Annotated in this window: 22 protein-coding genes and 1 riboswitch; of the genes, 10 read left to right on the top strand and 12 right to left on the bottom strand. The window is 61.1% G+C overall.

Annotation, left to right across the window (positions count from 1 at the left end):
* The first annotated feature begins 64 nt into the window (after positions 1-64).
* The 4 genes from AUR04nite_RS14965 (at position 65) to AUR04nite_RS14950 (ending at position 2,353) form a co-directional block, all read left to right on the top strand.
* Positions 65-604: a hypothetical protein gene (locus tag AUR04nite_RS14965; RefSeq protein ID WP_141366564.1), complete on the top strand. Its 540-nt coding sequence runs from the start codon at positions 65-67 to the stop codon at positions 602-604.
* A complete protein-coding gene (locus AUR04nite_RS14960) occupies positions 592-900 on the top strand; it encodes a type II toxin-antitoxin system Phd/YefM family antitoxin (RefSeq protein ID WP_141366562.1) in 309 nt (102 codons plus the stop codon). Before AUR04nite_RS14965 ends, AUR04nite_RS14960 begins: the two co-directional genes overlap by 13 nt.
* Positions 897-1,466 carry a type II toxin-antitoxin system RelE family toxin gene (locus tag AUR04nite_RS14955; RefSeq protein ID WP_246055553.1) on the top strand — a complete coding sequence of 190 codons (570 nt, stop codon included), beginning with the start codon at positions 897-899 and terminating at the stop codon, positions 1,464-1,466. The genes AUR04nite_RS14960 and AUR04nite_RS14955 overlap by 4 nt, the downstream gene beginning before the upstream one ends.
* Before the next feature lie 80 nt (positions 1,467-1,546).
* A complete protein-coding gene (locus AUR04nite_RS14950; protein ID WP_141366558.1) occupies positions 1,547-2,353 on the top strand; it encodes a MerR family transcriptional regulator in 807 nt (268 codons plus the stop codon).
* Here AUR04nite_RS14950 and AUR04nite_RS14945 read toward each other — a convergent pair.
* From AUR04nite_RS14945 to AUR04nite_RS14935, 3 genes are all read right to left on the bottom strand, one after another.
* Positions 2,350-3,249 (bottom strand): DMT family transporter, encoded by a 900-nt coding sequence (locus tag AUR04nite_RS14945; protein WP_141366640.1) that lies wholly within the window; start codon positions 3,247-3,249, stop codon positions 2,350-2,352. The genes AUR04nite_RS14950 and AUR04nite_RS14945 overlap by 4 nt on opposite strands.
* Before the next feature lie 38 nt (positions 3,250-3,287).
* Complete coding sequence (locus AUR04nite_RS14940) at positions 3,288-3,857, bottom strand: TetR/AcrR family transcriptional regulator (protein ID WP_141366556.1); 570 nt, start codon at positions 3,855-3,857, stop codon at positions 3,288-3,290.
* Between the two features lie 69 nt (positions 3,858-3,926).
* Entirely contained in the window at positions 3,927-4,280 is a 354-nt protein-coding gene (locus tag AUR04nite_RS14935) for a hypothetical protein (RefSeq protein ID WP_141366554.1), read from the bottom strand.
* An 85-nt stretch (positions 4,281-4,365) separates the two neighbouring features.
* Between AUR04nite_RS14935 and AUR04nite_RS18455 the strand changes: the two genes are divergently transcribed.
* Positions 4,366-4,899, top strand: a complete 534-nt coding sequence (locus AUR04nite_RS18455) for a TetR family transcriptional regulator (RefSeq protein WP_141366552.1) — start codon at positions 4,366-4,368, stop codon at positions 4,897-4,899.
* On the opposite strand, the gene AUR04nite_RS14925 is transcribed toward AUR04nite_RS18455, so the two are convergent.
* Entirely contained in the window at positions 4,896-5,519 is a 624-nt protein-coding gene (locus AUR04nite_RS14925) for a thymidine kinase (protein WP_141366550.1), read from the bottom strand. The two genes, AUR04nite_RS18455 and AUR04nite_RS14925, sit on opposite strands and share 4 nt — an antisense overlap.
* Positions 5,520-5,695: 176 nt before the next feature.
* Positions 5,696-5,816: riboswitch (SAM riboswitch) on the top strand.
* A 19-nt stretch (positions 5,817-5,835) separates the two neighbouring features.
* Here AUR04nite_RS14925 and AUR04nite_RS14920 point away from each other — a divergent pair.
* A complete protein-coding gene (locus tag AUR04nite_RS14920; protein ID WP_141366548.1) occupies positions 5,836-6,192 on the top strand; it encodes a hypothetical protein in 357 nt (118 codons plus the stop codon).
* On the opposite strand, the gene AUR04nite_RS14915 is transcribed toward AUR04nite_RS14920, so the two are convergent.
* A complete protein-coding gene (locus AUR04nite_RS14915) occupies positions 6,189-7,571 on the bottom strand; it encodes an amino acid permease (protein WP_246055552.1) in 1,383 nt (460 codons plus the stop codon). The two genes, AUR04nite_RS14920 and AUR04nite_RS14915, sit on opposite strands and share 4 nt — an antisense overlap.
* A gap of 120 nt (positions 7,572-7,691) precedes the next feature.
* A complete protein-coding gene (gene kynU / locus AUR04nite_RS14910) occupies positions 7,692-8,972 on the bottom strand; it encodes a kynureninase (RefSeq protein ID WP_141366546.1) in 1,281 nt (426 codons plus the stop codon).
* Positions 8,973-9,101: 129 nt separating this feature from the next.
* On the opposite strand from kynU, the gene AUR04nite_RS14905 reads away from it, so the two are divergent.
* Genes AUR04nite_RS14905 through AUR04nite_RS14890 form a run of 4 tightly spaced genes read left to right on the top strand, consistent with a single transcriptional unit; the run spans position 9,102 to position 12,153 of the window.
* A complete protein-coding gene (locus AUR04nite_RS14905; protein ID WP_246055551.1) occupies positions 9,102-9,599 on the top strand; it encodes an Lrp/AsnC family transcriptional regulator in 498 nt (165 codons plus the stop codon).
* A gap of 40 nt (positions 9,600-9,639) precedes the next feature.
* A complete protein-coding gene (locus tag AUR04nite_RS14900; protein ID WP_141366544.1) occupies positions 9,640-10,062 on the top strand; it encodes a hypothetical protein in 423 nt (140 codons plus the stop codon).
* The gene (locus AUR04nite_RS14895; RefSeq protein WP_246055550.1) at positions 10,043-11,488 is read left to right on the top strand and encodes a sensor histidine kinase; all 1,446 of its coding nucleotides are present in this window, start codon (positions 10,043-10,045) and stop codon (positions 11,486-11,488) included. Before AUR04nite_RS14900 ends, AUR04nite_RS14895 begins: the two co-directional genes overlap by 20 nt.
* Positions 11,485-12,153 carry a response regulator transcription factor gene (locus tag AUR04nite_RS14890; protein WP_141366542.1) on the top strand — a complete coding sequence of 223 codons (669 nt, stop codon included), beginning with the start codon at positions 11,485-11,487 and terminating at the stop codon, positions 12,151-12,153. The genes AUR04nite_RS14895 and AUR04nite_RS14890 overlap by 4 nt, the downstream gene beginning before the upstream one ends.
* Here the strand turns inward: AUR04nite_RS14890 and AUR04nite_RS14885 are convergent.
* The 6 genes from AUR04nite_RS14885 to fbaA all read right to left on the bottom strand — a co-directional run bounded on the left by AUR04nite_RS14885 (position 12,150) and on the right by fbaA (position 17,261).
* Entirely contained in the window at positions 12,150-12,941 is a 792-nt protein-coding gene (locus AUR04nite_RS14885) for a VTC domain-containing protein (RefSeq protein WP_141366541.1), read from the bottom strand. The genes AUR04nite_RS14890 and AUR04nite_RS14885 overlap by 4 nt on opposite strands.
* Positions 12,938-13,570 carry a DUF4956 domain-containing protein gene (locus AUR04nite_RS14880; RefSeq protein WP_141366539.1) on the bottom strand — a complete coding sequence of 211 codons (633 nt, stop codon included), beginning with the start codon at positions 13,568-13,570 and terminating at the stop codon, positions 12,938-12,940. Before AUR04nite_RS14880 ends, AUR04nite_RS14885 begins: the two co-directional genes overlap by 4 nt.
* 304 nt (positions 13,571-13,874) lie before the next feature.
* Positions 13,875-14,303: a DUF1307 domain-containing protein gene (locus tag AUR04nite_RS14875; protein ID WP_170184229.1), complete on the bottom strand. Its 429-nt coding sequence runs from the start codon at positions 14,301-14,303 to the stop codon at positions 13,875-13,877.
* Between the two features lie 141 nt (positions 14,304-14,444).
* Positions 14,445-15,395, bottom strand: a complete 951-nt coding sequence (locus AUR04nite_RS14870) for a TRAP transporter large permease (protein WP_141366535.1) — start codon at positions 15,393-15,395, stop codon at positions 14,445-14,447.
* Positions 15,396-15,819: 424 nt separating this feature from the next.
* Complete coding sequence (locus tag AUR04nite_RS14865) at positions 15,820-16,236, bottom strand: DUF3151 domain-containing protein (RefSeq protein ID WP_141366533.1); 417 nt, start codon at positions 16,234-16,236, stop codon at positions 15,820-15,822.
* A gap of 2 nt (positions 16,237-16,238) precedes the next feature.
* A complete protein-coding gene (fbaA, locus tag AUR04nite_RS14860) occupies positions 16,239-17,261 on the bottom strand; it encodes a class II fructose-bisphosphate aldolase (protein ID WP_141366531.1) in 1,023 nt (340 codons plus the stop codon).
* Between the last annotated feature and the right edge of the window lie 466 nt (positions 17,262-17,727).

The raw sequence follows: 17,727 nt of genomic DNA, 5'->3' as shown, positions 1-17,727 counted from the left end.
GCGTCACGTCATGTGGATTCCCGGGGCTGACATACTGGGACTTCTACACTGCGAGGGAGGAAATATGCAGGTCACCGAAGTCGACGAGCGCGACTCCCATTGGGAAATCGACTGGCCCACCTATCGGGTCTACTTCTTCACGCGGCCAGATCGCGCAGTGGAAACCTACGACATCCATCGCGCCTCCTTTGATTCGGTCCGGCAGTGGGCCGAGGAGAATTCGGGTGAACGGGACTATTCCATCGCTGTTGTGCTGAACGACAGAATCAAGGGAAAAGGGCTGGTGTGGATCATTGGCCATGACCTCAACGGCCTGCAACCTGCAGCCTGGTCCATCCACACCGGGGTCAGGCCCAGTCGCCATTCACTGAATAGTTGGAGATGGGGCGCACCGGCGCAGATAACCGGCAACACAAGTTGCACCAATTCGCCAGAACCAGTCCTCCGCGCAGCCACAGTATCAGCTGACGACCAGCGCCTCTGCTCTCAAGCAGATGAGAGCTCACGGTCATCGGCGAGAATGACAACCCGCGAGCCGAAGACATTGCTCGGTCCATTGAAGTTCTATATAGAAATCTATATAGTTTATTCATGGCCAGTTTAAGCATCACCGAAGCGTCCAAAAAGGGCATTTCCGCTCTCGTTGCCACGGCGGAAAACGGGCAGGAAGTTACACTTTCCCGCCATGGGAAAGTCGTTGCCGAGGTCATTTCCACCAAGGAGCTGTCCTCGCTCAGGCAAGATCGGGAGACTTTACGAGATGCCGCGTTGGTTATGGCCCGCTTTGCCACTGACAGCGGGGTCCGCACCACGCTAGACAAGGCGATGGAACACTTCGGTTTCAGCCGCGCGGAGCTTGAAGCTGAAATTGAAGAAGACTCCGCAGCCGAAAACTCGTGAGCCGGCAGCCACCGCGTTTGTGCGTCGTTCGCCTCACCGAGGACGCGGTCTCCGATATACACCGGTTGCATAAGAAAGACCCGAGTATCGTGCGAGCGGTCTTCAAAAAGATGCTCATCCTGGAAAGGTCGCCAGAAGCCGGAGAGCCTCTTCTAGGAGCCCTGGTTGGATTCCGAAAAATCGTCGTGGGCGACAGGAGTTGGAGAATAGTCTGGCGTGTTTCCGAGGACCCATCGGGAATTCCAATCCTGGACATCTCCGAAGTGTGGGCAGTAGGTGCAAGAGCCGATAGTGAAGTCTACGAGGAGCTTGTCTCCAGAGTCGAACGCATCGGCAACGATCCAAAGCTCCGCCCTCTGGCTGAGGTGCTGCACGAAATGGGCAGACTTTACGAGACCGTCGAGGCCAATACTGAGCCTGTCCGAGAATCCTCGCTGCCGCTCTGGATGATCACGGCGCTGCGGGACCAGCTTGATCTTCCAGACTCCGAGATTTCTTCCGTCACGGAGGAGCAGGCGCAAGCCCTGCTGATGGCCCACTGGTCCAAGGGGAAAAATGGATCCTAGGGACTCGTTCAACCAGCCTAGGCAATGCTTTTGATGAGAAAAGTTGACACTGACACAGTGGAAGAGTGGAAAACAGATACATGTTAACCATCGGAGCCTTCGCACAGCTTGGCCAAGTCACCCACCGCATGCTGCGGCACTGGGACTCGGCAGGCATCCTTGTGCCGGCGCACGTCGACAAGTTCAGCGGCTACCGCTCCTACGACCCGTCCCAGCTGGCACAGCTGCATCGCATTGTTGCGCTGCGCCAATTGGGCTTTGGGCTCGACGACATCCTCCTGTTCATGCAGCAGGGCATTGACGCCCAACGCATAGAACAGCTGCTGCGCGTACGGCGCGAGGAAGTCGAAGCTGAGCACCAGCTTGCCGCCGCGCGGCTTGTCGACGTCGAGCTAAGACTCCAGCTCATTGAAAGGGAGCAGTCAATGTCCACGATTGAAATCATCGAGAAGCCCCTGCCGGCCCTGCGGCTGGCGGTATGCACCCAGACCGTTGCCGAACAAGCGCTGGTAGGACCGGCCGTTGGCCCGCTGTTCGGAAAGATTGAAGAAGCCCTGGAAGGCCACGAACTGGGCATGCCCATTGCCCAGTATCTGGCCGTCGAAGAAGGGCTGCGCATTGTCGCTGGCTATGAGTTCGACAAGCCGGCAGAGCCTGGATTCGACATTTTGGAAGTTCCTGAGGCTCCCTTGTCGATCTGCGGGATCCATCTGGGCCCTATGGACCAGATCGGCGCAAGCTGGCAGGAAGTCCACGACCAGCTGTTGGCCCGCGGCTATGTTCCTGATGGACCGTGCCGAGAGCTCTACGTGCGCAGCGAATCAGAGGATCAGCAGGATTGGGTCACCGAGCTGCAGCAGCCGGTTCGCCCGGCCTCCGCGCGCTAGCCGGACAGGGCTTGGGCTAGTTCCCGATCGGCAGGCTGGGCGCTCTTGGACCTGAGCAGCAGGGCAATCAACGCCGCGGCGATCAGGACCATGCCCAGCCACCCGGAGAGTCCAAGCCTTTCGCCGAGCAGACCCATTGCAAGCACCGCCGCCACCGCAGGCTCGCTGAGCGTCACAGTGGTGGCGGTGCTGGCGCTGACCTTGCTCAGCGCCATGCCGAAGAGAACATATCCGAGGAACATCGGCACGAGGGCCAGGTATGCTGCGACCGCAAGATTCTGCCAGCTGTCCAGCAGCGGCGCGCCGGCAGCCAGCAGCACCGGCATGAGCAGCAGCCCGCCCAGCCCGAAGACCGATCCGACGGACGCCCTACGCTCAATTCCCGCAGACATCAACCGGCTTGTTGCCCACGAGTACACCGCATAGCTTGCACCTGCAGCCAGGCCCAGCAGGCAGCTGGCAAGCACTGCCGCCGCGTCGGACTGCTCACCGCTGGCCCGAGCGAAACCCAGCAGGCTGCTTCCGCAGATGCCCAGGAACGCCGCGGAATACCAGCGCCTGCCCAGCCGTGCTCCATCCACAATGCGCTCAAGCAGTCCAGAAAACAGCGGAGCAGTCCCCAGAGAAATGACGGTTCCCAAAGCTACCCCGCCAAGGCGCATGGAGCTGTAGAAGGCCAGCGGATAGACCACGATCCCCAGGGCTCCGATCAAAACCGTCCGCCGGTTCAGCCGCAGCGATTCCCGCGCCGCGGCCAGCGGCTTGACGGCGGTCAGCGCCTGCAGCAGACCGCCAAGTCCGAGGGATGCAGCGCCCATGGCCAGAGGCGACACATTGCTTGCTTGGGCGGCGGCAGTGCCCGTGGTCCCCCACAGCACCGACGCCACCAGCAGCATTAGAATCGCACCCGTCACCCCCTGTCCGCACCGGCTGCTCACAGCGCACGCACCATGGCGTCGATCAGGCTCTTCGCGCGGTACAGCAGCTCGCTGCCGCCCTCCAGCCCGGCCCGGCTAATAGCTCCCTCCAGCAGGAAGGAAATCTGTTCGGCGAGCGCGGCCGCCTCATCTGGCGCCGCCAGCTCTTCGAGGTGCGAGCGGATGATGCCTTCCACCTGGGCCTTGTGGCCGGCGACCACCTGCCGCCCCGGATCGCCCGCCGGCAGTTCGGCCGCCGCGTTGAGCAGGCCGCATCCGCGGAATCCATGCTCGTACCCGGCTTCCGCATGGTCGATGTAGGCCTCGACCACCGCCAGCACGCCGCCAGCGGAGCCGTCGGCATGGGCCAGGTGCGCCCGGTATAGGCCCAGCCATTCTTCATGCCGCGCTTCCAGATAAGCGGAAACCAGGCCAGTTTTCGAAGCGAAGTTGTTGTACAGGCTCATTTTCGCCACTCCGGCTTCAGCGATCACCGCGTCGATCCCGGTGGCGGAAATGCCGTTGGCATAGAACAGCCGGGAGGCTGCATCCAGCAGTTTGGTGCGGGCGCTGATTCGCTCGGGCATGACGGCCTCCAAGTAGACAAGTCTGTATATCTAGACAGATTAGTCTACTTAGACAGAACAGTCTAGGCGCTAGATCTTCTGCAGCACCGCGGGAACATCCCTGCGGTCCACGTCCGGCACCCCATAGCGCCAAGCTCGCACCGCGATCACTACGGCAAACATCAGCAGCAGCCAGCCAACGGCGGGGGCGAAAGCATCAAAGATGCACAGCCCGGCCGCGAGCACAAGGATCCATGTATTCCTGCGGAAAACGCTCGCAACAGTGCGCGGCAGTCCCTTGATCCACTTGCGGACGGTGAAGAAATACAGCACCGCAATCACGAGCTGGAACGCCAGCAATTCGTAGTCGAAGACAAAGCTGCGGATAAAAACGGCGGCCAGCCCCGAAACAGCAAACAGCGAAACCTCCAGCAGGTGCCTCATCCTGCCTCCTTCCCATGGACTTCGTCTATAAGCCTGCCAGTTTTCCCGGCACTGTTGTCTCAGGCCCACCGTCTAGACTGGGGGCATGGCATTGACTCAGCTGACCGTCGTGGATACCGCGGTCGAAATCCTGCAACAGTTTGGGCTTGCTGACTTGTCGATGCGGCGCCTGGCCAAGGAGCTGGATGTTCAAGTCGGCGCCCTGTACTGGCACGTCAAGAACAAGCAGGAGCTGCTGGCGGCAGTGGCGGCGAAGCTGCTGAACACCCCGGAGCTTGCGGTGCGGGCCGAGGACTTCGCCACGCCTGCAGATGCCGTCCTACAGCTGGCAAGAAAGCTGTATTTGGCACTGCTGCCCATCCAGGACAGCCCAGAAGTCATCGAGGTCGCCAGTGCCATGCAGGCAGGACAGCTGCAGCCGGTCCTGCAGCTGCGCTCCCTGCTGCAGGATGCAGGGCTGTCAGAAGAGCAGTCTCGCTTTGGGCAGCAGCTGCTGCTCAACCACGTGCTCGGCTCCGTGGCCTACCGGCAGAACCTCGTCCAGCTTGACGTTGATTCCAGCGAAAGCGACGGCTTCGACTGGGGCCTGCAGCGCGCGGTAGCAGGACTGGCCGGCTAGTCCAGCTTGCCTCCCGAGAGTTCCAGATAGCAGGCGGCGCACAGGGACTCGTACCAGACGTCTTCGCCGTCGATCGCCACCTGGTCCCCGTCGAACACGACAGCGTCTCCGACGCGCCGGGTATTGAACATCGCCTTGCGCCCGCAGCGGCAGATGGTCTTCAGCTCTTCCAGCGAATGGGCAAGCTCCATCAGGCGGGCTGAACCGGGGAAGGCCTGGGTCCTGAAATCGGTGCGGATGCCGTAGGCGAGCACCGGGACGTCGTCGAGCACCGCGATGCGCAGCAGGTCGTTGACCTGCTCGCGGGTGAAGAACTGCGCCTCGTCCACCAGCAGGCAGGCTACCGGCGGCGCATCCACGTGGGTGACCAGCGCGTTGGGGTCGTCGCCCGCCGCCGCCTCTTGGAATTTCTCGCGCAGATTCTCCTCCGGGGCGACGGTGAAGTCGACTTCCCGGCTCAGCCCCAGACGCGAAACGATGGAGCTTTCCCCCTTGGTGTCCACCCCAGGTTTGGCCAGTAGGATCCGCTGGCCGCGCTCTTCATAGTTGAAGGCGGCCTGCAAGAGGCTCGTGGACTTCCCCGAGTTCATTGCCCCGTAGCGGAAATACAGTTTGGCCACTTTCGCCCCTTCGATGTTTTCGCTCCTGCCGACCGCAGGCCACCTTCGATCTTAGCCGCCTGCAGCTGGCTCAAAATGACGCTGCGTTGCGCATCACGACGAACCATGACCAGCGCAGTGGCAATTGGCTGGCGGTTCTTCCATCTTGTGGGATGCCCTGCCTAGCATTGAATCAGCTTCACGAGATCTGGCGGCAAGCCCCGACTAGCCAGGCACCAACCCCACACAGTTGTACGGCGGGTGGTTCGGGTGACGAAGCGGCCAGCCGCGCAGCCGTGCGGCGGGCAAGGACAACGACCCAAAGGGGCGTGTACTCATGCACAATGCAACACTTTCCACCTCTCCGCTTCTGGCCGCCGCCAACCCGCTGCCGCGCTTCGCCAACGACTGGATCAGCGCCTGGCTGCAGTTCGACCAGAGCAGCAACCTGCTGCATATCGGGGCGGGCCCGCGCGAATGGCTGCTCGAACCGGTGGAGCCAGCCAAGATCGCCTCGGTGCTGGGCAGCGGCGAGCAGCTGCTGGGCAGCGGCGAGCAGCTGCTGGGCAGCGGCGAGCAGCTGCTGGGCAGCGGCGAGCAGCTGCTGGGCGAATTCAACCCCGGACTGAAGATCGCACTGGTTCCCGGTGCCCACCAGGTGGCGGGCACCTCCTTCTTCAGGCTGCGCCCCTAGCTGCCTGCCGCCTGCTTCCTGCGGGCAAACACCAGCGCGTAGAGCAGGGACATGACAGCTACGAAGGGAATGCCGAAGACCAGCGTGTACTTGAACTGCGGGACGAAGTAGGTCGTGACCAGCAGGGCGCCGAGCAGTACGGCCCCCAGCAGCGAGGCCGCAGGGTAGCCTGGCAGCTTGAATTCCAGCGGCGCATCCTCGCGCCGCACCTTGCGGCGGAAGCTGACGTGGGTCACCAGGATCATGAACCAGGTGGCCAGCGCACCGAAGGTGGCCAGGGACAGCATCAGCCCAAAACCGCCCTCGGGGGCCAGCGCGGAGACGATCGCCGCCACGGCGATGCCGCCTGCCGACATCCACACCGCATGCAGCGGCGCGCCCTTGCTGTTGGTCCGGTGGGCCAGCCGCGGGGCGTGCCCTGCATCGGCCAGCGAATGCAGCATGCGGGTTGCCGCGTAGAGCTGTGCGTTCATGGCGGACAGGGCGGCGATGATCAGCACGAAGTTCAGCACCGAGTCGGCGAAGGGGATGCCTACCTGGGACATGACGGTGACGAATGGCGAAGCGCCGGAGACCAGCTCGGAATCCGGTGCGATGGCCAGGATCAGCGCCATGGTCAGCACGTAGAACAGCAGCAGACGCAGGAAGGACACCCGGAAGGCCTTGCGCACCGCCTGCTGCGGGTTGTGCGCTTCGGCGGCGGCGATGGAAATCGCCTCGATGCCCATATAGGAGAAGATCGCCACGATCACGGCGCTCCAGGTGCCGGACAGCCCATTGGAGAAGAAGCCGGATTCGGCAGTGTAGTTGGCGAAGCTGAACTGGTCGGCAGGGTCGTGGAAGACCAGCCACGCGGCGATGATGATGAATGCGACCACCGCGAAGACCTTGATCGCCGAGAACCAGTACTCGGTGGTGCCGAAGACCTTGACGCTGGAGAAGTTCACCGCCAGCAGCACGGCGGAGAAGAGCAGCACCCAGAGAAGCCCGGGGATATCGCTGAACCAGAACTGCATGTACTCGCCGATGGCGCTGACCTCGGTGCCCACCGCGAAGATCAGCGCGGACCAGTACATGTACTTGGTCAGGTAGCCGGCGAAGCGCCCCAGGTAACGTTCTGCATAGACGCCGAAAGATCCGGCGACGGGGAGGCGAACCGTCATTTCCGCCAGCGCGCCCATGACCAGCAGCGCAATGATGCCACCGACGACGTAGCTGAGGATGACCGAGGGGCCGGCGAGCATGATCGCCAGCTTGCTGCCGGCAAACAGCCCGGTGCCGATCGCGCTGCCCAGCGCAATCATTGCCATCTGCGCAGGCGTCAGCGCCTTCTTCAGGCCGGTTTGCGCTCCCGTGGTGTGTCCGGGCTTCTGTGCCAACGATGCTCCCTCTGTCTGCGTGTACTGCACGCAGGGCTGCCGACCTGCGCTGCGTATAAGCGTACTCGCAGAGCAAAACCCCGGATATTTCAGCAGATATCCGGGGTTTCGAGCCAGGTGCTAGGTCACGGCGTTTCGCACTGCGTATTCTTCGCGCTGCCAGGAGCCGGTGTGCAGAATCTCACGCAGGATTTCCACGGCATCCCAAATGTCGGAACGCGAGAGGTACAGCGGGGTAATGCCAAAGCGCAATACCTCGGGCTCGCGGTAGTCGCCGATCACGCCCCGTTCGATCAGCGCCGCCATGATTTCATAGCCGTGCTCGTGGCGGAAGCTTGCGTGGCTGCCGCGGCGCTCGTGTTCGCGCGGGGTGACAAGTTCTAGCCCGTACTCGGCGCAGCGGGTCTCCACCAGCTCGATGAACAGGTCGGTCAGCTCCAGGGACTTGGCGCGCACCGCTGACATGTCCGCTTCCAGCGCGATGTCCAGGCCCACCTCGATCATGGCCAGTGAGGTCACCGGCTGGGTGCCGCACATGAAGCGGCGCACATCGTTGGCGGGGGTGTAGTGGTCGGCCATGGCGAAAGGCGCATTGTGCGACCACCAGCCGGACAGTGGCTGCCAGAACCGGTCGTGGTGGCGCTGGTTGACCCAGATGAAGGCTGGCGAACCCGGGCCGCCGTTGAGGTATTTGTAGGTGCAGCCCACCGCGTAGTCGGCGTCAGCTCCGTTCAGGTCCACCGGCACCGCTCCGGCCGCGTGGGCCAGGTCCCATACCACCAGGGCTCCTGCACGGTGGGCTTCGGCGGTAATTCCCACCATGTCCCACATGGCGCCAGTGCGGTAGTTGACGTGGGACAGGGCCAGCACCGCGGTGTCCTCTCCCAGTGCATCGCGCAGCGATGCCTCGTCGTCGATCAGCCGCACCTCGTAGGGGATGCCGGATTCCTGGGACAGGGAGTTGACCAGGTCTGCCAGGCCCTCGGCGATGTAGATGTCGGTGGGGAAGTTGTCCCGTTCGGTGATGATCACCCGGCGCTGCGGGGCATCCGCCTTCTGGGTGCGCAGCGCAGAGGCCAGCGTCTTGAACAGGTTCAGGCTCGTAGTGTCGGTGATGGCGGTTTCATTGGGGTTCGCGCCCAGCAACTTTCCGAGCTTGTCGCCCAGCTTCAGCGGCATCTCGAACCAGCCGGCGGAATTCCAGGAACGGATCAGGCCCTTGCCCCACTCCTCATTGACCACCTGCGCGGCGCGGGCCGCGGCACCCTTGGGCAATGCACCCAGGGAATTGCCGTCGAGGTAGATGACGCCCTCGGGGAGTTCGAAGCGCTCGGCAAAGCCTGTCAGCGGGTCGCTGGCATCCAGCTGCGCCAGCTCTTCGCGCGTTATTTCCTTGGACATCTTTTTCTCCGCTCTCCTTGCCAACCGAAGCCGCGGCGGCAACGGCCGCCTTGCATCATCAAGAGTAGAATTCAGAGCACAAAACTACGAGTGATTCCGAACTATTCATAAGAATTATGGAGATTTTTCGTGTCAGATTCATTATGGGCGGTTCAGGGCGAGTCTTTGCCGAACCCGGTTCGCGTTGATTCAACCGACCTGGCAATCCTCAGCGCGCTGCAGGCGGACGCCCGCATCGCCAACAACATCTTGGCGGCGCAGGTAGGGCTTGCTCCTTCCACCTGCCTCGGGCGGGTCAAGGCCCTGGCCAAAGCAGGGATCATCACCGGCTACCACGCCCAGATCAATGAGGCGTTGCTGGGCGTGGACGTGAATGCGATGATCTCCGTCGTGGTGGCGGCCAATGCCCGCGACAGGCTGCTGTCATCTGCCAGAACGCTGCAGGCGCTGCCGGAGGTGAAGGATGTCTTCGTCCTTGGCGGTTCGCCCGACCTGCTGGTCAGGGTAGCCACCCGAAGCATCGATGACCTGCGCGGCTTCGTCGCCGCGCACCTGGGAGCCAACAGGGTCTTCTCATCGACCCAAACCAGCATCATCTTTGAGCATTTGCGACGCAATAACGTGTAATTCTCATCTGAATTTAATCCACCCTATGCACAATGGGTAGATGACCACTCGCGCACTGAAGCAAACCATCGCCGTGCTGGCGCTGGTGCTGCTGGCCAGCCTTGGCGCGTGGGGGTTAAACGCCACCCTCGCTGCGCCGCCCGATAGAGATCTCGGCGCAGGAGTCATTGTCGAGCAGGATTCACGGCCAACGCCCACCGGCAAACCGACAACGGCTCCGTCGACGTCGCCGTCTGTCGCCAAGGCAACGCAATCCCCTGCCAGCTCGTCTGCACAGGCTCCAGAAAAAACCCGAGGCGAAGCAAAGTCCACGACCCCGGCGCCTGCCAAGCCGCCGGCGCCGACACGTCGCGCGGTAACTCCCCTGCCGCCAGCGGGACATGACGATCTTGATGACGATGACGATTTTGATGACGACTACGACAGCGATGATCTAGAAGACGATGACGAAGACGAGGACTAGGCCGTACTCCATCAGGGCTCGTCTTATTTCGGGGATGCTGCTGCTGGTCAGCTTGACCTTGCTGATCGCAGGAGCCACAGGATATGTAGTTCAGCGCCATGCACTGAACGAGCGCTTGGACGACGAGCTGATTCGCTCGGCCCAGGAGCTGCAGGTGCTCTCCGACACCGGCATCGCGCCAAGCACCTTGGGCCCCTATGACAAGGCCCAGGACCTGATCTACCGGGCAATGCAGCGCACCATGCCGGCAGTGCACCAGGGAATGGTCGGGCTGCACGGCCAGACAGTCACGTGGACTGCGCCCGATGTCGTGGCGCTCCGGCTGGAGGGCGACCAGCAGCTGATGAGTGCCGTGAACAGCGTCGCCCCTGAAGAAAAGATCGCGCTGCGCACGATCACCACCGAGATGACGACCTATCGCGCCATCATCGTCCCGGTCAAGCTCCCCGCAGACACCGAATACAGCAGCTTTGTCGTTGCCTTCGACTACTCCGCCGAAATTGCTGAAATCAACCGCAATATGCTGAGCTTCGGCGCAGCCGGCGCCATCGCCATGGCAATTGCCGCCGGAGCGTCATGGTTCTTCGTCAGCCGCATGCTCCGGCCGATCCGCCAGCTGCAGCACACCGCAAAGCTGATCAGCGACACGGACCTCGCACGGCGCGTAGACGTCGTGGGGCATGACGAGTTCGCCCATCTGGCAGGGACCATCAATGAGATGCTCGACCGGCTGGAAACCGCGCTGAACACCCAACGCCAGCTGCTCGACGACGTCGGGCACGAACTGAGAACACCGACGACGATCATCAGCGGGCATCTGCAGCTCATCGACCCTGACGACCCGCAAGACGTCAAGGCCTCGCTGGAAATTGCCCTCGACGAGCTGAATCGCATGTCACTGTTGATCGAAGACCTGGTAACGCTCGCGAAGTCCAACCGCCCGGACTTCGCCGTGCCCAAGCGCACGCCGGTCGGCATTCTGCTCGACGAGATCCACGACAAGGCCCGCGCCTTGGGTGACCGGCAATTCAGAATCAACGGCAGGGCGGAAGCCGATGCCGATCTGGACCCGCGGCGGATCACCCAGGCGATGCTGCAGCTTTGCGCCAACTCGGTGAAATTCTCGCAGCCTGGCACCAAGATCACGCTGGACACCAGGTTCGTTGAAAAGCATGGCGTCCAGATGCTGCGGTGGAGCGTCGCCGATGAAGGGTGCGGCATCCCCGCAGAAGACCTGCCGCGGATTTTCGAACGCTTCGGGCGGGGAAGCAACGCAGTGCGCACCGACGGGTCGGGGCTGGGGCTGAACATCGTCCAGGCCATCGCCGAAGCCCACGGCGGAGAGCTGCACGTGCTGTCCCGGCCGGGGGCCGGGTGCACAGTTTTTCTTGAAATCCCAGTCCGACAGCCAGGAGCAGCCGCGTGAGCACCGTGCTAATCATTGAAGACGAGCAGCGCATCAGCGCCTTCATCGCCAAGGGCATGAAGGCGGCGGGACTGACCACCTCCACTGCGCAGAATGCGGCAACGGGGTATGAACTTGCCGCATCCAATGCCTTCGACCTGGTCATCCTCGACCTGGGGCTGCCCGATGAGGACGGCTTCTCCCTGCTGGCACGGCTGCGCTCCGCCGGGATGACGACGCCGGTGATCATCCTCACCGCGCGCGACGGAATTGACGATACGGTGATGGGGCTGCAGAACGGGGCCGACGACTACATGACCAAGCCCTTCCACTTCGACGAGCTGCTGGCGCGGGTGCGCCTGCGGCTGCGTCCCGCCGACGCGAATCCAGCCAGCTCGGTGCTCGAATACGACGGGCTGTCCATGGACCTGCTGCGCCATACGGTGTTCTCTGACGGCCGGGAAATCGAATTGTCCTCCCGGGAATTCGCCTTGGCCGAAACGTTCATGAGAAACCCGGAACAGGTGCTCAGCCGCGAGCAGATCCTGTCCCGGGTATGGGGCTACGACTTCGATCCTGGTTCCAACGTCGTCGACGTCTACGTCAGGTACCTGCGCTCGAAGCTCGGCGCGGCGCGGCTGGAAACCGTGCGAGGCGTCGGCTACCGGCTCGTCTGCCGCCGCTAGTCGCGCACGCGCTCCGAGCCGAAGCGGCGGCGCAGCAGCCGGTCCCACTTGTTGGCTGGCAGCTCGGGATGCAGCAGCGCCATGCCAACGCAGTACTTGCTCATTGACACGTCGCGGATCCCCAAATGCCTCAGGGCAAGGTCAGCCACTCCGCGCCCGTTCAGGCTCTTCGTCTCGACGACCACCGCGTCGGGGCCGGCCACCGAGGCGGAGCTATTGCTGAAGTTCAGCTGGACATCGCAGGTTACGCGCTCTGAGTAGGCGGGGGCGACGAAGGTCGCCCGGCGATAGCTGTTGCGCATGACCGGCAGAAGTTCGGGAACCGCCTCGCCGTATTCCTCGGCGATGACGGAGTCAAGGAATACCTTGGCATCGCTGCTGATGCGGTCGGCAAGCGAATGCTCCTGCTCCATGCGGTGCTTGACGGTCATATTGCGCAGGCCCTTGGTCTTGATTTCGAACATCGACAGGCCGGTATCCGTATAGGTCCGCGACCGGACTTTGTAGCGGCGGCGGCGCCCCTGCCGGTGGTCGCGATACCCCATGTAATCTGCCGTATCAAAGTAGACCGATTCATAGCCGAACAGCCGCCGCTGCCCAATCTGCAGGATCCGGTATTCGCAGTCCATCAGCAAGACGAACTCGCGCAGCTCTTGTGCTGTCAGCAGGTATTTCCTATCGATCCGGGACTGCAGCGCAGCCTCGGACATCACTTCATCGAGGCCGATGGCATCGCGGCGATCTGCGGCCCGAATGAGTTCCTCGACAGACGTATCGGCGGGACTCATCGGGACCACGTCCCAGCGGTGGCGCGCGGCTCATCTGCCAGCTCTACAATCTGCGCTTTGACGGCTGCAGCACTTGGCTTGCCGGCGCGCACCCTGAAGCGGACGTCGACGATCGTCAGGTCACGCACCATGTCCAGCTCCAGCACGACAGTCCTCAAGATCTGAGCGCCCAAAAGCTCATCAAGTGCTGCGTGCAGGTCTTCCTGCTTCGGGTAGGCCCGTTCCATGGTGATGGTCTGGCGTTCCGTCCTGCGGGCAAATCCAGGATGGTCAACAACAAACATCACGACAACCAGCGCTGCCGTCACCGCCGGAGCAAGCCATGCTGGATCTGGGTGCAGGCCGTTGACCAGACCGATGGCCAGGGAAACGAAGTAGTACGCAACTTCTTCCTGGGTCAAGGTATCCGAACGCAGACGGATGATCGACAGGATGCCGAAGAGTCCCAGCCCGAGGCCCATTCCTGCCGCACTGCTGGACAGCAGCATTGTCACAGCGAAGATTCCCGAGCCCAAGGCCATATAGGCCAGCACCAAATCTCGACGGTGGTGGCGGCGGAAGTACACTCCGTAGACGAGTACAGCTAGCCCAATGCAGTTGGCAGCCAACGCTGAATAGAACGAAACCATGATGTGCTCCTGGGGGTGGGAGGTGTTTATGACCTTTCCAACGCTAATGAGCCTTGATGAATCTACTGAGAGAAAATGATGAGAGACTTCTAATATTTGCTCTTGGATAATTAAGTCATCACAGGTTAATCAGCCTTTCAAAGGGCCGTTCTGCATGTGTGAAGAGACGCTGAATTCCGAGTTCTGTTGTTTCGTCATTGGCAGGATTGACCATGCCGCCGGCAATAGCCCGCCTTCCGCTTAATATGCCAAGCGGCCCCGCGCATTGAGCACGGACCCGCCGGTGGAAAATAAGAATGAAAGGCTACTTGCCTTCTTCGCTCTGCTGGACATAACCCAGCTTCTTCATCGACTCCAGGCTCTTCTCGAGGCTGACCACGTCAACCTTCACCTCGCCGCCGGTTTCGTCGCCCATGACAATTCCAGCCTTGGCCAGCTCTGCGTAGTCAGCCTTCGAATAATCGACTTCTACGGTTTCGATTGCCTCGGTATCTTTGTACTCGACGGTGTCAGTCAAGCCTTCGTGCCCCTGGAACTTTTCAAGTCCTTGATCCAGCATTTTCTTTGCGGTTTCCTTGTCAGGAATGCCAGCTTCCGCATAGTTCACAACATTGGTTGTCGTCTGTCGGGTAACTTTGTCGCCCTCAGCGTAGTAGGTCAAGGTGGACTCTACGCCTGGCTGCTCCATCTTCAGCACGGTAGTGCTCGGCTCGGCGGAACTGCAGGCAGTCAAAGACAGAGCGGCCGCAAGTGCAACAACGCCAAAGGATGCGATTGATTTTTTCGGGCTATTCTTCATGGTTTTCACAAGGTGCCTCTCATTAGGTGTGGTGAGATAGTGCGTAATCTCCGGGACTTTCAAACTTTTTGGCTTTTAGAACTGTTGCCTTCCGGCAGCCAGCGGTTGCGCAGAATACGCTGGCTCCTCGTCAACCCAGTTCCAAAATGGATCAACATCTGCAGTTGCGCAAAACCGCCTTACTGCTTCTAATGTGGCGGCCTGCCCGTTGAGCATGTCGCCAGTGAACAGGCCCGGGCGGAAACCGGGGAATGCCATCGACGGCGTCTTGTATTTTGCTCGTTTCTTGGCCGACTGGCCTGCCACGAGAATCTCATATTCTTCTTGACGGGAGCTGACCTTCAACTGTTTCCACTGTCTAGAACTCAAACCGGCAGTGATCGGCGGCGAGTAGAAGGCAACGTAGCCTTGCTTGGCACCTCCCAATAGATCCAACTGAGCCCCGGAACGAAACAAACTCAAACGGACCTTTCTCCGCCCATTCATTTCCTTGACCAATTGCTCAGCATCAAGCACAGATGCCGTTTCATCTTCAAATTCGCCGTGGCCGTCACGCCACCAGATGCCCAGTGATTGATTCAACCGGCTCTTCTCAGCAAGCTCCCGGCGACGTTGATTGATCTCGCGTTCTTCCAATTTCATTCCGTGCAGCATGCCAACGAAGATTCCGCTTGTTGCGCCGACAATCACGCCAAAAAAGACGCCCATGGCAGGTAACGATTCGTCCGAGGTAAACCAGACGATCGCACCGATCATCAGCGCAGCATCAAGCAAGAATGCAACAATCTGCGGAAGATATGCGAATAGCGCGGCGGCAAATACTATTGATACCGCAAGTCCGGCAAGGTAGCCCAGAGCGGGTGGAAAGTCCCCTGAGAACATCTTCGACATGCCGATTTGTCTGGACATGGCTAGAAACGCAACACCCGCGGCGGAGAAGGCTATGGCCTGTGAGTTGACGGTGGCGCCGCGAGCAAATCGCCGATTTCGCTTCGTTGTTGCGTTCACCGTCAGTTGTTCTCTCACTTCTCGCTCCTGAAGGAAATTGGCCTTTGACGAGCGGATAACTTTCACCATCCTGCCCCATTGCACCTCTGGTTGATTAAAAACTGACTGCCAGACTCGTACTTTGACAACAGGAATAAATATATCAGCTAGCTATACACTCGCAAAATGTGCTTAAGCTGCACACCTATCGAAGGCTTTGAAAGCCTAAGCGCGAAAGCCACAGCGAACGTGCCTGAAGCCATGTTGCTCGTACTAAACGATATGCAGAAAGTTCTGGGTCATGAGCCTGCTCGAAACGAATGGGCTGAAGTTTCTGAGTGCCTTCTCATCAAAGGATAGATGTCCGATCCGGGACCGCTTCTCCACATCAGCCAACCGTTAATCGCCGAAGCCCGGCCCGCCAAATGGCGGGCCGGGCTTCGGTGCAAAGGCAAGGCTACTGCTAGTTGCCAGCCTCGATAGCTTCGCGGGCACTCGGATCCGAGTCATTGAGGAACTTGCCGATGCGCTCGACCTCGTCAACTTCACCGATAGCGGCGGCGGCGCGTCCCAGAGCATACAGCGAACGCAGGAATCCTCGGTTGGGCTCGTGGCGCCAAGGCACCGGGCCCTGCCCGCGCCAGCCAGCCTTGCGCAGCGCGTCCAAACCGCGGTGGTATCCAACGCGGGCGAACGCGTAGGATTCCACGGTGCGGCCTTCACTGTGGGCTTCGTTGGCAAGCAATGCCCACACCAGTGATGATGCAGGGAACTGCGCGGCCAAGTCCACCGGCTCGTCGCCGGCTTCATAGCGGGTGAGGACGTCGGTTTCCTCCGGCAGGAGGGTTTCCGGAATGCCTAAAAGGTTCTCGCCGACCATGCCTACTTGATCGACTTTCCAGCGGAGCCCAGCTGGCGGGCGGCTTCGACGATGCGGGCCGCCATGGACTCTTCGGCCTTGGCGCCCCACACGCGTGGATCGTAGGTCTTCTTGTTGCCGACCTCGCCGTCAACCTTCAGAACGCCGTCGTAGTTGGAGAACATGTGGCCTGCCACCGGGCGGGTGAAAGCGTACTGGGTGTCGGTGTCGATGTTCATCTTGATCACGCCGTAGGACACAGCATCGGCGATTTCCTGCTCAGTGGAGCCTGAACCGCCGTGGAACACAAGGTCGAATGGGTTGGCCTTGCCGATCTTTGCGCCGACCTGGGCCTGGATGTCCTTCAGGATCTCCGGGCGCAGCTTGACGTTGCCCGGCTTGTAGACGCCGTGCACATTGCCGAAGGTCAGCGCGGTGATGTAGCGGCCCTTTTCACCCGCACCCAGCGCGTCGATGGTTGCCAGTGCATCCTCGACGGTGGAGTACAGCTTGTCGTTGATGGCGTTCTCTACGCCGTCTTCTTCGCCGCCCACGGCACCGATTTCAACTTCAAGGATCTGCTTGGCAGCTGCGGCGCGTGGCAGCAGTTCGGCTGCGATGCGCAGGTTCTCTTCCAAGGTTTCGGCAGAACCATCCCACATGTGGGAGTTGAAGAATGGGTCGCGGCCGGCTGCAACCTCGGCTTCGGAGGCTGCCAGCAGCGGCAGCACGAAGCCATCGAGCTTGTCAGCCGGGCAGTGGTCGGTGTGCAGCGCAATGTTCACGCCGTAGTTCTTGGCAACCTGGCGGGCAAAGGCGGCGAAGCCAAGCGAACCAGCAACCATGTCCTTGACCGAAGCACCGGACCAGTAGGCTGCGCCACCGGTCGAAACCTGGATGATGCCATCGGACTCAGCCTCTGCAAAGCCACGGATAGCGGCGTTCAGGGTCTGCGAGCTGGTGACGTTCACAGCTGGGAAGGCGTAACCTCCGGCCTTAGCTGCATCGATCATTGCATTGTACTTATCGGGGGTTGCGATAGGCATGCTTTCACTCCTGTGGTGACTAGCGGGGGTTCATGCGTCGCCTTCGACGGCAATTCACCTCTATCCTATCGGCTCAATAGGGTCCGGAGACCTAAATCTCACTAAGTGACACGTCAAAATCCGCGTTTGAAACTGCGAAACCCCGGCAGGTTGTCCTCTTCAATGAGGACAACCGACCGGGGTCGAAAGCAGCTGCTAGTTTGTGGATGTCGCGCTGGCGCTGCCAGATGACGAGCTGGAGCTCTTTGCACTGGACGACTGGCTGGAGCTAGACGACGAAGTTCCCGAAGGAGATTCGCTGCTGCTCTTTTCGCTCTCCTGATCCGTTGATGATGAGCTCGGCGGCTGGGAGCTGTCCTTGCTCTCATCGGGGTTCGGGCTGGTCGGCTTCTGAGTCTGGCTAGGCTTCGGCGACTTCGACGGCGTCTCAGACGGCTTCTCCGATGGAGACTGCGAAGGCGAACCA

Source organism: Glutamicibacter uratoxydans, from assembly GCF_006539925.1.
GTDB lineage: Bacteria > Actinomycetota > Actinomycetes > Actinomycetales > Micrococcaceae > Glutamicibacter > Glutamicibacter uratoxydans.
The sequence above is the reverse complement of the archived record's forward strand: the minus strand, read 5'-3'. Positions and strand labels throughout refer to the sequence as shown.